12 protein-coding genes are annotated in these 15,032 nt (G+C 62.4%); 5 read left to right on the top strand and 7 right to left on the bottom strand.

The window, feature by feature from the left end:
• Positions 1 to 90 precede the first annotated feature (90 nt).
• The 3 genes from LDN70_RS20065 to LDN70_RS20055 all read left to right on the top strand — a co-directional run bounded on the left by LDN70_RS20065 (position 91) and on the right by LDN70_RS20055 (position 1,769).
• Entirely contained in the window at positions 91 to 456 is a 366-nt protein-coding gene (locus LDN70_RS20065) for a hypothetical protein (protein ID WP_223941216.1), read from the top strand.
• The gene (locus LDN70_RS20060; RefSeq protein ID WP_223941215.1) at positions 453 to 1,433 is read left to right on the top strand and encodes a serine/threonine-protein kinase; all 981 of its coding nucleotides are present in this window, start codon (positions 453 to 455) and stop codon (positions 1,431 to 1,433) included. The genes LDN70_RS20065 and LDN70_RS20060 overlap by 4 nt, the downstream gene beginning before the upstream one ends.
• Before the next feature lie 75 nt (positions 1,434 to 1,508).
• A complete protein-coding gene (locus LDN70_RS20055; RefSeq protein ID WP_142937478.1) occupies positions 1,509 to 1,769 on the top strand; it encodes a GlsB/YeaQ/YmgE family stress response membrane protein in 261 nt (86 codons plus the stop codon).
• A gap of 70 nt (positions 1,770 to 1,839) precedes the next feature.
• Here LDN70_RS20055 and LDN70_RS20050 read toward each other — a convergent pair whose 3' ends face one another.
• The 4 genes from LDN70_RS20050 to LDN70_RS20035 all read right to left on the bottom strand — a co-directional run bounded on the left by LDN70_RS20050 (position 1,840) and on the right by LDN70_RS20035 (position 9,720).
• Positions 1,840 to 3,351, bottom strand: a complete 1,512-nt coding sequence (locus tag LDN70_RS20050) for a leucyl aminopeptidase (RefSeq protein ID WP_223941214.1) — start codon at positions 3,349 to 3,351, stop codon at positions 1,840 to 1,842.
• Positions 3,348 to 5,120, bottom strand: a complete 1,773-nt coding sequence (locus LDN70_RS20045) for an MFS transporter (RefSeq protein ID WP_223941213.1) — start codon at positions 5,118 to 5,120, stop codon at positions 3,348 to 3,350. The genes LDN70_RS20050 and LDN70_RS20045 overlap by 4 nt, the downstream gene beginning before the upstream one ends.
• Before the next feature lie 45 nt (positions 5,121 to 5,165).
• On the bottom strand, positions 5,166 to 6,968 hold the full coding sequence (locus LDN70_RS20040) for an SLC13 family permease (protein ID WP_166841875.1): 1,803 nt from the start codon (positions 6,966 to 6,968) through the stop codon (positions 5,166 to 5,168).
• 115 nt (positions 6,969 to 7,083) lie between these two features.
• The gene (locus LDN70_RS20035; RefSeq protein WP_223941212.1) at positions 7,084 to 9,720 is read right to left on the bottom strand and encodes a LuxR C-terminal-related transcriptional regulator; all 2,637 of its coding nucleotides are present in this window, start codon (positions 9,718 to 9,720) and stop codon (positions 7,084 to 7,086) included.
• Positions 9,721 to 9,795: 75 nt separating this feature from the next.
• On the opposite strand from LDN70_RS20035, the gene LDN70_RS20030 reads away from it, so the two are divergent.
• Positions 9,796 to 10,446: a DedA family protein gene (locus LDN70_RS20030; protein WP_223941211.1), complete on the top strand. Its 651-nt coding sequence runs from the start codon at positions 9,796 to 9,798 to the stop codon at positions 10,444 to 10,446.
• Between the two features lie 10 nt (positions 10,447 to 10,456).
• Here LDN70_RS20030 and cls read toward each other — a convergent pair whose 3' ends face one another.
• The 3 genes from cls to LDN70_RS20015 are packed head-to-tail and all read right to left on the bottom strand — an operon-like array spanning position 10,457 to position 13,416.
• Entirely contained in the window at positions 10,457 to 11,923 is a 1,467-nt protein-coding gene (cls, locus tag LDN70_RS20025) for a cardiolipin synthase (RefSeq protein ID WP_223941210.1), read from the bottom strand.
• 6 nt (positions 11,924 to 11,929) lie between these two features.
• Positions 11,930 to 12,994 (bottom strand): AI-2E family transporter, encoded by a 1,065-nt coding sequence (locus LDN70_RS20020; RefSeq protein ID WP_223941209.1) that lies wholly within the window; start codon positions 12,992 to 12,994, stop codon positions 11,930 to 11,932.
• A 44-nt stretch (positions 12,995 to 13,038) separates the two neighbouring features.
• Positions 13,039 to 13,416, bottom strand: coding sequence for a PLDc N-terminal domain-containing protein (locus LDN70_RS20015; protein ID WP_142937484.1), 378 nt, complete (start codon positions 13,414 to 13,416; stop codon positions 13,039 to 13,041).
• Between the two features lie 313 nt (positions 13,417 to 13,729).
• On the opposite strand from LDN70_RS20015, the gene LDN70_RS20010 reads away from it, so the two are divergent.
• The gene (locus LDN70_RS20010) at positions 13,730 to 14,992 is read left to right on the top strand and encodes a hypothetical protein (RefSeq protein ID WP_223941208.1); all 1,263 of its coding nucleotides are present in this window, start codon (positions 13,730 to 13,732) and stop codon (positions 14,990 to 14,992) included.
• Positions 14,993 to 15,032 lie beyond the last annotated feature (40 nt).

The following is a 15,032-nucleotide window of genomic DNA, read 5'->3' as shown; positions in this document are numbered from 1 at the left end:
ACACATATAACTAGATAGCCAAGCTACTTACTAGGGAATGTGTGGGAGAGAACGATGACAGTCGCGCTGCGTGAACCAAGTTCTAAACCAGTGGCTGAAAACACCGTGGATACCGTCACGGAACAGACAATTCCCAGTGGACCCGTGCACTGCGGTTCGCATATGGCAATCTCCGCCGGACCATCCTACGACTCCATGCAGTGGGTCGCAGTGGAGCCGATCTGGCCAGAATGGGCCTGCGGGTGCGGCTTCCGCATGGACATCGACGCTTTGGACCCCGTGAGTGGCGTCTGGATCGCGGCTCTCCGCCGCCAGAGCCTGCAGCATGAACTGGCAATTGCGCAGAACACGCTGGAGCTGGCGTTCAAAAAAGCGGTCGACGCCGGTGTCGACCCTCGCGCTCTGGCCGAGGTGACCGGAGTCCCGGTCACCGAAGTCGACCTCCTCCTCAAGTGACGCTCCTTGAACGGGCGGCCGTCCGCGCTGATCGCGGGGCCGTCTGTACCGAACGCGCCGCTAAGAGGGAAACATCAACCACGGCAGTCGCAACAGCAACGTCCACGAGCATCGTCGCCGGGACTCCCGCCGCAATCGCCGTAGCCTCAAGTGACAGCCAACCGGACGTGGTCCTTGGAGGCCGCTACCGGCTCGGCACCCAACTGGGCGGAGGCTCGGAGGCTTACGTCAATGAGGCCTGGGACCTGGCTACCGGCAAAGCGGTTGCGGTCAAGATTTTCAGGTCCACGGATTCAGCGGATAACGCCCCTTTCCGGCGAGAGCTGGAAATCCACGGACGCCTGCGGCACAAAAACATTGTCAGGGTCCTGGACTCGGGAGACTCCCGCGACGCAGGAATCCACCATCAGGAAAGCCGCAGTTACGTGGTGCTGGAGCTGGTGGGCGGCAAGGATTTGCGCGGGATCATGCACCATAACCCGGCTTCCCCTGAACAAACGGCTGCCTGGATGACGGACATTGCCCGTGCCTTGGCCCACGTTCATCGCAGGGGAATCGTCCACAATGACATCAAACCCGGCAATATCCTGGTGGACTTCGCTTCCGACCCGCAAGGGCCGGGAATCGCGAAACTGACTGACTTCGGAATCGCGCTCAACGGACGCCACGCGGCGCCCAACTCTTCTTCGGGCACACCTCACTACCTCAGCCCCGAGGAGGTGTGCGGCGAAGCATCCACCACCGCCAGCGACATCTACTCACTGGGTTTGGTTGCGCTCGAATGCCTGACCGGGACCAAAGCGTTCCCAGGCACACCCTTGGAGTCCATGGTGGCAAGGACTCTTGGGGAACCCCGAATTCCCGGCACGGTGCGGCGGCGCTGGTCCATGGTGCTTCACGCCATGACTGATCCCCGCCCTGCCGGCAGGCCGTCTGCCAGCCAAACCGTCGGCATGCTCCGACGCCTCAGCTGGTAGCCAAACAATCAGGCAGATAGCGGCACACGTCCCCGTGCCGAACTGGGGCCTCCTTCAGGAAAGAGAGAATGAAAAATGGGAATCATTGGTTGGATCGTCTTGGGTTTGATTGCCGGCGCCATCGCAAAGGCCATCATGCCCGGTAAGCAGGGCGGCGGCTGGATCACCACCATCCTCCTTGGCGTCGTTGGCGCCGTGCTGGGTGGTTGGATCGGCAGCGCACTCTTCAAGGTGGGCATCAACGAGTTCTGGTCGCTTTCCACGTGGCTGCTGGCAATCGGTGGCGCACTGCTGGTCCTCATCATCTGGGGACTGTTCACGCGCAAGAAGGCGTAACTGCCCAAGCCCAAGAGGCCCCGCCGCTGCACGTTCTGCAGTGGGGGGCCTCTTTGCTGTCCTCCGCACCTCACCCCGCCGGGTAGCCGAGGGCCAGGTCGATCAAGAGGCGGGCGCCGAAGCCAGTGGCACCTTTGCTTCTCCACAAGTCGTCCTTGTCCGACTGCATGGTGCCGGCAATGTCGATGTGCGCCCAAGGGGTCTCCCCAACGAACTCGGCCAAGAACAGCGCAGCTGTGGTGGACCCCGCGTAGGGTCCGCCCAGATTGGAGATATCAGCAACGTCGGAATCCAGCTGGGGACGGTAGGCCCGCTCCAGGGGAAGCTGCCACACCTGCTCGTCAGCACGGCTCCCGGACTCAAGCACCAGGTCCACCAGGCGTTGATCATTCCCGAACACCGGAGCGGTGAGCTGCCCCAAGGACATCAGCGCCGCGCCGGTGAGGGTGGCTATATCCACAATGCCGTCCACGTGGTCCTCCACCGCCAGCGTCATGGCATCGCACATCACCAGGCGACCTTCGGCGTCGGTATTCTTCACCTCGATGGTGAGGCCGCTGCGGGTGGTGAGGACATCTCCTAACTTGTACGCCGAACCGGAGGGCATATTGTCCGTGCACATCAGAAACCCGGTAACGGCGGCCTTGCAGCCGAGGTCACGGAGAGCGGTGAAAACGGCCAAGACCGCTGCCGCCCCGCCCATGTCCATTTTCATGAGCAGGTGCATGGGGTCGCTCGGTTTCAGGCTGACGCCGCCGGAGTCGTACATGATGCCCTTGCCCACCAATCCGAGGTGTCCTGTTGGCGGTCCCTCCGGTCGGTAGCTGAGCTTGATCATGCGGGGCTCTTGGGCACTGCCGGCATTGACGCCGAGGAGGCCGCCGCACCTGAGGTCGATGAGTTGTTGCTTGTTGAACTCCTCCACCGTGAAACCGAACCGATTGGCTAGCTCCTGCGACACCTCGCCCAAACCCGCAGCCGTGAGGTGGCTCGGCGGTGCATTGCACAAATCGCGGGCTATGTTGGTGGCGCGGACCTTCACCCGACCCGTGGTCAGCCCCCGTTCCGCAGCCGCAGTGTCTACGCCCGGGGCGAGGAACTGCACCTCGCTCAGAGCCGTTGGCTTGGCCTTGCTCTTTAGCGTGTCGTAGCGGTAGCGGGCCAGCAGCACGCCCTCGGCCAAAACCTGCCCCAGGTGCTCGGCATCGATTCCCGCAGTATCGGAAAGCTCAAATCCAATCCGCGCGTGGCGCTGCGTGGCGCGAACCAAGGCCGCTGCGGCCTTCCGCCAGCCGTCAGCGTCCAATGAGCCCGGTTTGCCGCCGCCGACCGCAACCACCAGCGTGCCCGAGGCGTTTGCCAACTGCAGCGTGGTTCCGGGTTTGCCGTCGAAGCCCGCACTTTCCAAGGTTTCCCGGTGCAGTCCGACGGACGCCGGAACCTCACCCTCGGAGGGGACAACCACGCCAAGGGCATCCAGCTGGCCAAAGCCGTCCACGAAGTGCAGCTCCGGTTCGTCGGCCTCAAGGGACGGGACAGCCGTGAAACCTTCAGGGATGAGTTTGTAGGGTTCGTGATTCACCGTTTCGCCTGTTCTGTAATGGTTTGAGCCGCTGTAGTGGTTTGAGCCGCCGTGGTCGCTTGCGCCGCTGTGGCGGTGGGATGCGCCGTAACCGCTTGGTCCGCCGGGAGGCCGGGTTCCGGGATGGCATCCGGATCGTCCGGTTCGAGTTGCTCAGGGAGGTCACCCTTCATACGTCCGGGCATGCGGCCTGCCGGGACAATCGCCAGCAAGGCAAGCCCGGACAACCCGAGGAGGGAGATCTGCAGGGCCCGAAGGCGAGCTTCCTCATTGACCTCGATCGCGGCCTCCAACTCGGCGGGACTGCTGACCCGGTCGCCGATGACGCCTTCAACTTGGGCATTGGTCATGAAATCGGCCTCGTTGATGTTCACCTTGTAGATCAACTCCTGGGATACCTCCGGATGCGCGGCGGCGCCGCTGGCTATCAGGCTGGACAACATTCCGACGGCGAACGCGCTCGCCACCGCGATGCCCACACTGCCGGAGAGGTTATGGACCAGCCCGCGCCAAGCTCCGACGTCGCCGGCCAACTCGCGGGGAACCGCGCTGAGCAGCGTGTTGAACACCAAGGCGACGATTGCGCCTTGGCCAAGTCCCAGCAGAATCAGCCCCAGCACCACGAAGATCTGACCCCAGTCATTGCGGATGGTGAAGGCGAGCAGGATGAGTGCGCCGGCCACCACCACGAAGCCGCCCTGGGCGATGACACGTGGCGGGAATTTGTCGTACAGGAAAGCCACAAAGGTGCTCGCGAGGAAGATCGACAAGGTGTAAGGGATGATCGAAAACGAGGTCTCTATGCTGGAACGGCCCTGAACGATCTGTATATACAGGGGGATCAGGAAGTTTGCGGCCGTACCAACAAACAGCATGATGGCCATGCACGCCGTGACTGCGAGCTCGGAACTGGAAGCGAGCACCCTGAGGTCGAAGATCCGCGGAAGCTTGGCATCCTGGCGCTTCCTGATCCACGTGAAGAACACCTGGCCCATGATGAGCCCCAGGATGATCAGGAGTGGCGCGGGTGAGAGGCCGAGGATCTCGAAGGGTGCCTGGCTGGTGGCGAACCACGTACCCCAGGAGGACAGGCCGCTGAAACCGAAGCTCAGCAGGATGACGGCCACCGCGGCGATGATCGACCCCGTCCAGTCGATCTTCAGGTTCGGTTGCGCCGGGACAGTCTTGAGCCTGAAACTCAGCAGCAGGTTGATGGCACCAAGGACCACCATGAGTCCGAACGAGTAACGCCAGCCGATGGTGGTTGCGAACCAGCCGGCAATGAGCAGCGCCAAAACACCCGCTGCCGGGATGGCCGCGGCCAGGAGCCCGATGGCTTTGGCTTGTTGTTGGTCCTTGTAATTGGTGGCGATGAAGACCGTGAGGGCCGGTGCGATCAGTGCAATCACCGCGCCTGAAGAAGCTTGGGCAATGAACAGCATTGCGGGACTGAGACTCAGTGCCACACCCGCCATGGCGGCCGCATGGATGGCCACGGCGATCTGGAACACCTTGCGCGTTCCGAACCGCGCGCCCAGCTTAGCTCCCAACAGGATGAAGGCCGCCATTGAAAACGTTCCGGCAGTGATGGCAGTGCCCACGGATGTAGCCGCAGTGTCCAGGTCGGTAGTGATGCCTTGCATTGAAACCGTCAAGGCGTTGACGGCGAACGATGCCTGGATCTGGGTGAGGACCACCACGATCAGGGGCAGCCAGGAAGCCGCCTTGACGGGTGGTGGGGTTTCTTTGGTGGTGCGCTCACTGGCCATGTCTTGCTCCTGGTGTGCTCTGTTGGTTGCATGGGTTTATTGGTGCTAGTTCTGAAGCGGCCAGATCACGGGCACCAGCAGGATGGCCACAGCTGCATAGAGGGCCATGATCGCCAGCCCGAACTTCCAGTAGTCGCCGAACCGATAGCCTGCCGGTTGCATGATCATCATGTTGGCCGGAGTCGCCACCGGCGTCAGTAAGGCAGCGGAGGACGCCACCGACACACACATCAGCACTGCGTAGGGGTTGATGGAGGACTCCTGCGCCACGGACAGGGCAATGGGGATGATGATCAGCGCCGTGGCCGTGTTGCTGATCAACTGCCCCAGGACGGCGGTGACCACGAACAGTCCCACCAGCAACAACAACGGGCCGCCATCTCCCACTACGGACACCATGCCTTCAGCCAGGATCTCCGCAGTGCCCGTCGAGGTGATCGCCGTGGACAACGGGATCATTCCCGCCACCAGGATGAGCGTGGTCCACGCCATGGAACGGTGGGCCTGCTGAACGGTCACCACGCGGAGTACCACCATGGCCAGCGCGGCCAGGAGCGCGGCGACCGGCGCAGGGACGAGATTGGTGGCCAACAGGACAACCATGACGCCGACGACGATCAGCGCCGGTGTGGCGCGGGGCCCCAACGGGACGGTCTGCCTACGGATGGTATCCGGCGAGTCCACCAGCAAGACGTTGTGATCCACTGTGTGCTGGTCCAAGGCAGACCAGGTTCCCTGCAGAAGCAGCCTGTCTCCGGCGGTGATGAGAGTGCGTCCCGACGATTCCGGCTCGCCCGGATGATGGTGGGCCAGCACCACCAGGTCGCCGCTTTCGGTGACCATGCCGGGGTAAGCCTCCGTGCCAACGAGATTCGAACGGGGTGCGACCACCACCTCGGCTACTCCGTAGCTGCTGCTGATGAGCCCGCACGTCGCGTCGTCGTCTTGTTTCAGGCCATACCGGGCGGCAAGGGCGTTGATGGTTTGCTGTCCCCCTCGCACCACAATCTCATCGCCTCCTTCGAACACATCGCTCCCGGACGGCTTGCCGGCCGGGTCCTGAACGCTGATGAGGTGGAGATGACCGCCGTCGTGCTCGTCCTGAAGACACGCAACCGGCTGGCCCACCAACGCCGAACCGGCGGGGATGCTGAGCCGGCTCAACCCATCGCCATCCAGATAATGGTTCATGAGCGTCTCACCATGGGAACCCAGATCCTTTGGGAGTGCCTCAGGGGTCCTGGTGGGCAAAAGCCGTGGCCCCAGCCAAAGGGTCAAACCGATGGTTCCCAACAACAGCGGAAGCCCCACCAGCCCGAACTCGAAGAACCCGATCCCCGTTCCGGTAGTGTCCAGCGCCGCATTGAGAATGAGGATGTTCACCGGTGAACCGGTCAGGATCAGCAATGAACCCGCGTGAGCGGCAAAGGCCATGGGCATCAACAGCTCGGAAGGCCGCCTGCCCAGGCGAACCGCCAGCACAACCACCATGGGAAGCAGCGCGGCAACTGCCCCATTGACACTGATGAGTGCCGTTAATAGGGCCGTAAGAACCATCATCAACACCATCAGCCGGGTCCGGCTCGTCCCCGAAAACCTGATGAGCAGGCTTCCCAACCACGTAGTAACGCCTGCGGCATCAATGGCCTCCGCCACCACGAACAGCGCCGCAATCAACACCACGGTCCCGCTCCCGAAACCGGCAAAAGTATCGTCCAACCCCACAATGCCGGTGCCATACAAGGCCAAGGCCGCTCCGAGTGCCACTACCTCAACCGGCAGGCGGTTCCACACGAACGCCGCAATCACCACGACGAGCACCAGCAACGTGAGGGCGACGTCTGTCATGAGTGCCTTCGGTAACCCGCAGGATCTTTGGCCAGCATTCTCTCAGACTAGATCCGTGTTCCCGCCGCAGGGTCACCCCAAACAGGTGAGTGATGGGCGTTTTCCGAGGTCACGGCTAGGGTAAATATCCGGTCTTATAGGCCGCTGCCACCGCGTCATGCCGTGAACCGGCCCCCAGCTTCGAATAGATAATGCGAATGTGAGTCTTCACCGTGTTCACGGACAAGTGGAGTTCCGCTGCCATCTGTTCCTGCGACAAATGCGATGGAAGGAGAGCGAGGACCTCCCGTTCCCGGGGAGTCAACGACTGCGCTTGCCGGGTGTCAGTGGGCGGCCGTAAAGTCAGCAGCCGCTGGGCCAGGGCCTCTCGCGGCCCATAGGCGCCTACCCTTTCCACCAGGAAGTCCATCACTTCCCGGGGAGCGATGGCCAGGGGTCGGAGGACGTCCAGTTCGGCTGCCGTGTGGAGGGCTTCTTCCAGGAGTTTGCCGGCCAGTGTGCGTCGTCCGGTTCGTAGGGCCATGGAGCATTCCAGAACGGTCACGTGGAGCCTGGTCCATTCCAGCAGCGGCGTTATTGTGCCGGCGTGCAATGGCCTGAGGCGGTCCGAAGCAGCGTCGAAGCGGCTGATCCCGGCTGGCCCCTGAGCACGCAGGAGGCAAAGTTCACCCGTTCCTGGAATTCGCTCTTCCGCCCATTCCAACACCTCACGGGCTTGGTCGGCATGGCCAAATGCCAGTGCAGCGGTGTGCTCTATCACAGCGATGCTGGCAGCCAGCGGCCGGGCAAAGACATGGTCCCTGCTGATCCGCAGCCTGGCTTGCCGCAGGTCGCCAAGGGCGTTGCGCCTGTTCCCGGAATCCAAGTGCGCGCATGCTGTAATGATCTCCAGCGTGGCTCGCATGGCACCCCCGACTCCCGTGGAGGAAGACCCGAGTTGTCCGAGTTCGGAAAGGCCTGCCGCGGCAAACTGCAGGGCCTTGTTCGGTTCAGCACGGAGGAGCGCGGCCGAGGCATGCATGAGTGCGCCAGCAGACCTTCCGGCGCCGGCCGTCCACAGTTGTCTCGGCAGCTTTTCCTCTGAGAGCCGCAGAACTTCACCGGCACGGCGGAGCTGGCCTTGCAGCGAATACATGGCTGCCAGTTTGAGATAGACCTTGCCGGCGAGGTAAGCGTTGCCTGCCTCGCTGGCTTCGATGAGGGCTGCGGAAGCTTCGTTCTCGGCAATCCCATAGCTGCCTTCCACCAACGCCGCAGTGACCGTAACCATCCTCGCCTCGTTACGGACGTCGCTGTGCCCCGAGAAACGGAGCGCAGCGTGGTCCACGGTGGCCTGCGGGTCATGGCTCTCCCACGCGTCGCTGAACCAGGAAAGTCGCGCTTTTGCCAGAGCCTGCAGCTCTCGGAGTTCGGCAGGAGGTTCGGCAGTCCGATGCCGGTTAGCCGCAGCTAAATAACGGGTAGCGGTGGTGGGCTGACGGCTTTCAACATAGGCCAGTGCGGCAACCACGCAGAGTTTGGGATTCACAGCGAAGAGGGCGTCAGGCAAAGCAGCAATCGCACGGCGGACGTGCACCACTTCACCCGATCCCAAGAGCGCCGCGCCATGCCGTTCAAGGACGTCGATGATCAAATCATTGTCCGCGGAGTCCATGGCGTGCCTGAGCGCCGCAACAGGCTCGCCGGCACACTCATGCCACCGCGCAGCAATCCGGCTGAAGCGCAGCAGTTCGTCGGGGTGCTTCCGGGCCAGCCTGGCTTTGAAATAGCCGCGGATCAGAGGGTGGACCAGGAAGACATTCCGCCCGATGCCTGACGACTCAACGATTCCCTTGTCATCGGCCAGGCGCGAGAGGATGCAGCCGGCGTTCGTGTTACCAGCAAGGATGTTGGCCTGTGCCGCAACCACCTCGCGGCACACGCTGGAGCTGGACAGTACATGCCGTTCCTCACGGGAAAGAGCACTGAGTATCTGGTGGTCCAGGTAATCGGAGAGCTGCCGGTCGTTGGCAGCGAGGTCTCCCAGAGCGGCGTCCGGATTGGCAGCCTCGCGAAGATAACGCAAGGCGAGGACCACACAGGCCGGCCACCCCTGGGTCTGCCTGAAAAGCTCAGGCAGTTGCTGCACCCCCACCAGGGTGGTTGTCCTTGCTGCCAGTACGTTGATGTCGTTCACAGTGAAAGCCAGGTCTTTCGCGCCCAACTCAATGACGCGTCCGCTCAGCCGGGCAGGTCCCGGGTCAACCGCAGAGTTGTCCCGGAAAGCAAGGACCAGTTGAAGGGGCAGGCCCGCTTGGTTGAGCAATGCGGGTATCCAGTAATCTCGTTCAACCGGAGCAAAGCCGTCCACGCCGTCGATCACCAGACGAATGGTGGTGCCGGATGCAGTCAGTACTTGGGCAAGATCTCCCAGGACGTCCACAGCACAGTCTTCGGCTCCGGAAAATTGCTCCAAAGCGCGCGGTGGAACGGCAGGGCATCGCCGGAGCGCTCCCAATATGGCGGGCCATAGGGCTTCCCTGTTGTGTTGGTCGGGGCCGAGCCACGCGACGTCGTGCAACTGACCGTCCAGCCACTGGCTCAAGAGCACTGTTTTTCCGTACCCTGCGGGGGCGCAGATCAGCACGGTGCTGGCCGTGCAATCAAGCTTGGCCACGAGTCGGGGGCGTGCCATCAATGCCAAGGGCGGCCGTGGGACCGCAGTTGGCTTCGGGCTTAAGAGGTCCGGGCGGGTACCACCTAGGTCGTCCACACCTTCAGTGTAGGGGCGGGGCTTCGAGGATTCACCCGGTATAGACGATCCGCGTGGCGGCCATGGGACGTAAGGATGATCTTGGCGGCCGTGAGACGCTTGGAGAAGGCCCGCGAGAGGGGTTTCACCATGCAGTTTTTCAAGGACATCATGAGTGCCGCGGACTCCGGGTGGGTCTACCCGCTTGGGGCGATCTTTGTTGCGCTCTCGGCCATCTTCCCACCAATTCCCACCACGTCATTGTTCGTGGCCTTGGGCGCACTAGCAGCCACGGATAACCTCCCCAACGCGTTCCTGTTGTTCGCAGCCATGCTCGCCGGTGCCGTGGCCGGCGACGTGGGCGCCTACGAATTGGTCCGTCGCCGGGATATGGCCAACTGGAGGATGCTTCAGGGTCCCCGCCCCCAGAAGGCTCTGCACGCATCCCGGGAACGCTTGGCCAAGCATGCGGCCTCGTGGGTCCTGACGTCCAGGTTCGTGCCTATGGGGCGGCTGACCATGAACGTGGCCAGCGCGATCACCCCGGTTCCACGGGGGAGGTTCGTCCTGTATTCGGTGGTGGCAGGCATCGTGTGGTCCGCATACTCCGTGGGTATTGGTGCCCTCTCCGGGCTCCTGCCCGGGCTTTCCACTGAGTTCGCCGTGGTGATTGCCATAGCGTTCTCATTGCTTCTGGGCCGGGCCATCAGCGCTGGAGTGACCTGGTATCTGCAGTTGGATGACTAACCAAGCCACGCTACTGAAGCGAGGACGTCAACCGCGCCAGGTTATCCAGTGCCTTGTGGCCTACTGGCCGGCGGAGCCAGTCCTCCAGCAGCAACTCCGTGCTGGCCGCGCGGTAGCTGTCCTCGACTGCCCGCATTTGGTCGACTATTGAGCGTCCATGAACCAGTACGGAAACTTCCATGTTGAGGCTGAAGGATCGGACATCCATATTGCTCGAGCCGATCACAGCGACGTCGTAGTCCACGGTGAAGTGCTTGGCATGCAGGACTTGCGGGGCCTTGTACAGGTAAATTCGGACGCCTGCCCGCAGTAGAACCTCGTAGTAGGAACGCTGTGCGTGGTAGACCATGGCTTGGTCGCCCACTTCCGAGACGAAGAGCTCCACGTTGAGGCCACGGGACGCTGCTGTGATGATGGCCAACTGGATGGCCTCGTCCGGTACGAAGTATGGGCTGGTGATGCTGACGCGGTGCTCGGCCTTGTAGATGAGTGTGGTGTAGAGCTTGAGGTTGTTGTCATTGTCGAAGCTGGGGCCACTGGGAAGGACCTGTGCGTCGATGAGCTCGGGTGCGGAACCAAGGACCACCGGCGAAGTGTCCAACGGCAGCAGTGTCTCGGATTCGCTGTACCAGTCAGTGACGAACACTGCGTCCAGTTCCCGCACCACGGGGCCTTCCAACCGCACCATCAATTCGTGCCATTGGAGGCCCCGCTTGATGTTGCTTTTCTTGTTATAGGACGCATCTATGAGGTTTTGCGAGCCCGTGTATCCCACGCTGCCGTCCACTACCACCAGCTTGCGATGATTGCGCAGATCCGGGCGCTGCCACTGTCCTTTGAAAGGACGCAAGGGGAGCATGGCATGCCATTCGGCGCCCATCCCATCAAAAGCGCTCAGCATGTCCCGATACGTGGGGTCGCGGACCGCTGCCAAATGGTCGAAGAGGACGCGGACCGGAACTCCCCGCCGGCAAGCCCTGGCCATGGCCTCGAAGAACGGCTCAGTTGTGGGGTCCAAGGCCAAGATGTAGAACTCCACGTGCACGTACTCCGTGGCGGCATCGATGTCCTCGATCATGCGATCAAAACATCCCTTGTAGTCCTCCAGTAATTCGGCCCGGTTGCCGCCCACCATGGGCAGCGCGCCCAGCCGGAGGTTAAGTTCGACGGCGGAGCGCAGCCAGGCGGGCCAGTCCTCACTGTGGCTCACTGCTGAGAGGCCGGGCGTCCGTGCCAGCATGAGCTCGTTGACGGCGCGCTGCTTATCGCGCCTGGCCTTGGGAAGTTTGCCGCGGCCCACCAGCAGGAATGCCACCATTCCCAAGTAGGGGATGAAGATGATCGCCAGCACCCAGGCAATGGCAGAGGACGGCCGCCTGTTTGCGGAGACCATCACTGCCGCGATTGATCCGAGCACAATGTGGAGCGCCAACAAGATCCAGGCGACAGCATCGGCGTCGTTCAGTAGTCCTTGCATGCCGCGCTACTTGGCGTTCTGCTGCGGTATGACCACCTTTTTGATGATCAGCAGAATAGAGGCCGTGGTGGGGCACGCTATCAGCGCCCCCAGCAGGCCCAGGAGCGTCCCGCCCACCATCGCGCCAATGAGGACCAGGGAGCCTGGGATGCTGATCGCCTTTCCCACTATGCGTGGTGTGAGAACGTAGGCCTCCACCTGCATGTACGCCAGCATGACGAGGAAGACCACAAGGGCCGTCGAGGGAGAGGTGAAAAGTGACACCACGGTAATGATTGCCGTGCTGATGGCGCTGCCCACTAAAGGTATGAGGGTGATGGGGAACGCCAGGACAGCGAGGACCGCCGCGTACCTGACTCCTGCAACAGACAGGAGAATGAAGGTGAAGAGCGCATTGAACAACGCAAGGACGGACATGCCGCTGAGGTATTTACCCACCGAAGCAACAATTGTGTCGGTTATCTCCGCGAATGATTCCCGTCGTGATGCGGGAACCAGGGAGTAAAGGCTGGCTTTCATCATTTCGTGCCCCGCCACAAAATAGAGGGTCAGGACAACAACAAAAATTACGGCGAAGGTGCCATTCACCACGTTGTAGCCCACCTGCACGGCACCCCCGCCAATGGCGAGCCACACATTGGGATCCGCCGCCGAGGTTTCCAGCCACTCCAAGAGCGGGGTCAGCGCTCCTCCCAAAGTTCCGTTAAATTCCAGGAACCATTCCTGTTCACTGACTGCTTCGAAACTGGATGGCAGCAAACTGACCAGCGCTGCGCCTTCCTCCACCAGGATGGGGACGATGAACCGTATCAGCACGGCCACCAGCAGCAGGAAGCCAACCGCCACGGCAAGGACTGCGCCGCCGCGGGAGAATTTCCACCGTTCCAGCCAACGAACCAGGGGATAGAGGCCCAGGGAGATGAACAATGCGGCAAAGATCAAGGTCAGCGAATACCGCAATGTGATGACTGCGGAGCCCAAAGCCAGGGCTACCAGTACACCGAGCGCCGCGATGAGGCCGAAGCGGAACGGTCCGCCTTCCAACAGGGGGAATGCCTTCAATCGCGTCATGCGGTCCCTTTCGGCTGTACGTGAAGAGCAGACCGTAGCCTGGGTCAGGCCAAAGCGATCTCCTTGAGGCGAGCGTACTCGGCTTCGTTAATGTCTCCAGCGGCAAGCAGCGCTTTGGCCGCTTCGATTTGTTGGGTGGGGGAGGGGGCTCCGGCAACGTCGCGGATGTAGTTCTCCGCCTCTTCCACCGATTCCCTGACCCGAATCTCACTACGCAGAGCCATGCCCTTTCCACGCATGATCACGTAGATCAATGCGGAGATGAAAGGAGCCACGAACAGGCATAGGATCCACAATGCTTTTACGCCACCACTCAGGGCTTTATCGCGGAGAAGATCGGAGATGATCTGAAAGAGGAGGATCAAATAGGCAACAAAGAAAAATGCAACAATGATGCTCCACAACGATTCCAAAAAGCTCATGGTGTCTTCCCATCGTTCGTTCGGCCCGGGGCTGGACCGCCGTCCTCCGGCTGGGGATTCGCTCCCCGGCTGGACCACACCACCATTCTCGATTCGCCCGCGCCCCCAGCGCGCGTGCCTTCGGGGGATCGGTATCGAATGGGTAGAAAGATCACCCACTAAGGGTGAGCGGGTTGATGGCGTTGGACGACTGACGGATTGATACGTGCCCGCTGCCGGTCACAAATCCCCCGTAGCGCCGTGGCTGCAGCACGCATCCGGAGGTCCGCTACGCTGCTCAGAGCCACGCCACTCCGCACGCATAGGGCCACCAATGACGCACTCTTTCGCAGCCGACAACGCCCTCCCGCAGTCGCAACATTCGCCGGGACCGACGCCCGAGCGCAGCCCCGAACGCAGCCCCGAGCGCTCCGCGGCCGGCACCGCTCTGGGAGCCTTCGGAATGGTGGCACTCATCGGCGTGATCGCACTCCTCCTCCACATGCTCGCGGAGCATTCTCCGCGAGTGGGTCCCGGTTACGCCGGCTGGGCGCAGGAAACCATCGGTTCCGCTCTGGCCGCGGTGCGCTGGTTCCTCGGTGACATGACCGAGCCGCTGTTCTACAAGTCCGATCTCGGAGCGGTCGGACTGCTCACGGGTGCCGCGTTAGCGTGGTGTGTTGGCCGCCGCGGTGTGAAGTGGGTCGGCACACTTAGCTACGATTCCGGGCTGTGGCCCTGGGTTTTGGCTTCCGCTTCGATGAGTTTGTTGCTGTCCAACCTGGTGTTCGGTTGGGTGCTCGACGACGGGTGGCAGCCAACGTTCGTTCCGTTCGTTTGCGTCGCTCCCGCTATGGTCCTGCTGTACGGGGCTGGTTGGCGGACCTGCATCACCGGAGCGATCCTGGGTGCAGCTACCACCACACCGTTGGCGTTGCTGTTTATCCCCACTGTTTCAGCCCCGCTTGCCCTGCCGGCTGTGGTGGCAAGCGTGCTCGCCATGTCAGTGGGCTCGGTCATCTCATTCCTGATAGCCCGGCGTCTGCCGTGGCTTGTCCTGCGGGAGTCTCGGGAGGTTCGCCCTGCCACGCAAGCGGAGCTGCCGCCGTCGAGCCTCAACCGGCGCGTTCCCGCCGACGCCGTTTGGGCTGCGCGGCGGGTCCTCAAGGACTTCACGGAAACTCATTTCTTCGCCAACGAGCTCGCCGGCGCCGGTGTAATCCTTGCTGTGGCCGCGGCATTTGTCCTGAACCCGGGACTGCCGTCGTACGGGACCGGCCTGCTGCCGCACATACTGTTTGCCCAGGCACTGACCTCGGCTATCGGTGTCACGCTATGGCGGGGCTGGTATCGCGAGGGCGGATGGGCGGCCACCTACGCGTCCGTTGTGTCGGTTGCCCCGGCGGCAGTCCTCGCGTACGGCGGCTCCTGGCAGGGAATGGTGGGTGGTGCCGTGATAGGTGCCATCCTGGCACCGCCTGTAGCCAAGGCGATCTCTGCGCGGCTGCCCACCGGCTTCCATCCCGTCATCGGCAGCACGGCCGCCATGGCAATCTCGACGGCGGTCGCCTTGCCCCTGATTGGGCTGCTGCCGTAGTTCGCGTGTCCCCGCCCAAGTGACGTGGGGCCAACCCGGC

Origin of the sequence: Arthrobacter sp. StoSoilB22, assembly GCF_019977315.1 — a bacterium.
Classification (GTDB): domain Bacteria; phylum Actinomycetota; class Actinomycetes; order Actinomycetales; family Micrococcaceae; genus Arthrobacter.
The sequence above is the reverse complement of the archived record's forward strand: the minus strand, read 5'-3'. Positions and strand labels throughout refer to the sequence as shown.

What these genes read in the sequence shown, in the direction of transcription:
- LDN70_RS20055 (WP_142937478.1), top strand. Translation starts at nt 1,509, where the DNA reads ATGGGAATCATTGGTTGGATCGTCTTGGGTTTGATTGCCGGCGCCATC.
- LDN70_RS20045 (WP_223941213.1), bottom strand. Translation starts at nt 5,120, where the DNA reads ATGGCCAGTGAGCGCACCACCAAAGAAACCCCACCACCCGTCAAGGCG.
- LDN70_RS20040 (WP_166841875.1), bottom strand. Translation starts at nt 6,968, where the DNA reads ATGACAGACGTCGCCCTCACGTTGCTGGTGCTCGTCGTGGTGATTGCG.
- LDN70_RS20030 (WP_223941211.1), top strand. Translation starts at nt 9,796, where the DNA reads ATGATCTTGGCGGCCGTGAGACGCTTGGAGAAGGCCCGCGAGAGGGGT.
- cls (WP_223941210.1), bottom strand. Translation starts at nt 11,923, where the DNA reads ATGCAAGGACTACTGAACGACGCCGATGCTGTCGCCTGGATCTTGTTG.
- LDN70_RS20020 (WP_223941209.1), bottom strand. Translation starts at nt 12,994, where the DNA reads ATGACGCGATTGAAGGCATTCCCCCTGTTGGAAGGCGGACCGTTCCGC.
- LDN70_RS20015 (WP_142937484.1), bottom strand. Translation starts at nt 13,416, where the DNA reads ATGAGCTTTTTGGAATCGTTGTGGAGCATCATTGTTGCATTTTTCTTT.
- LDN70_RS20010 (WP_223941208.1), top strand. Translation starts at nt 13,730, where the DNA reads ATGACGCACTCTTTCGCAGCCGACAACGCCCTCCCGCAGTCGCAACAT.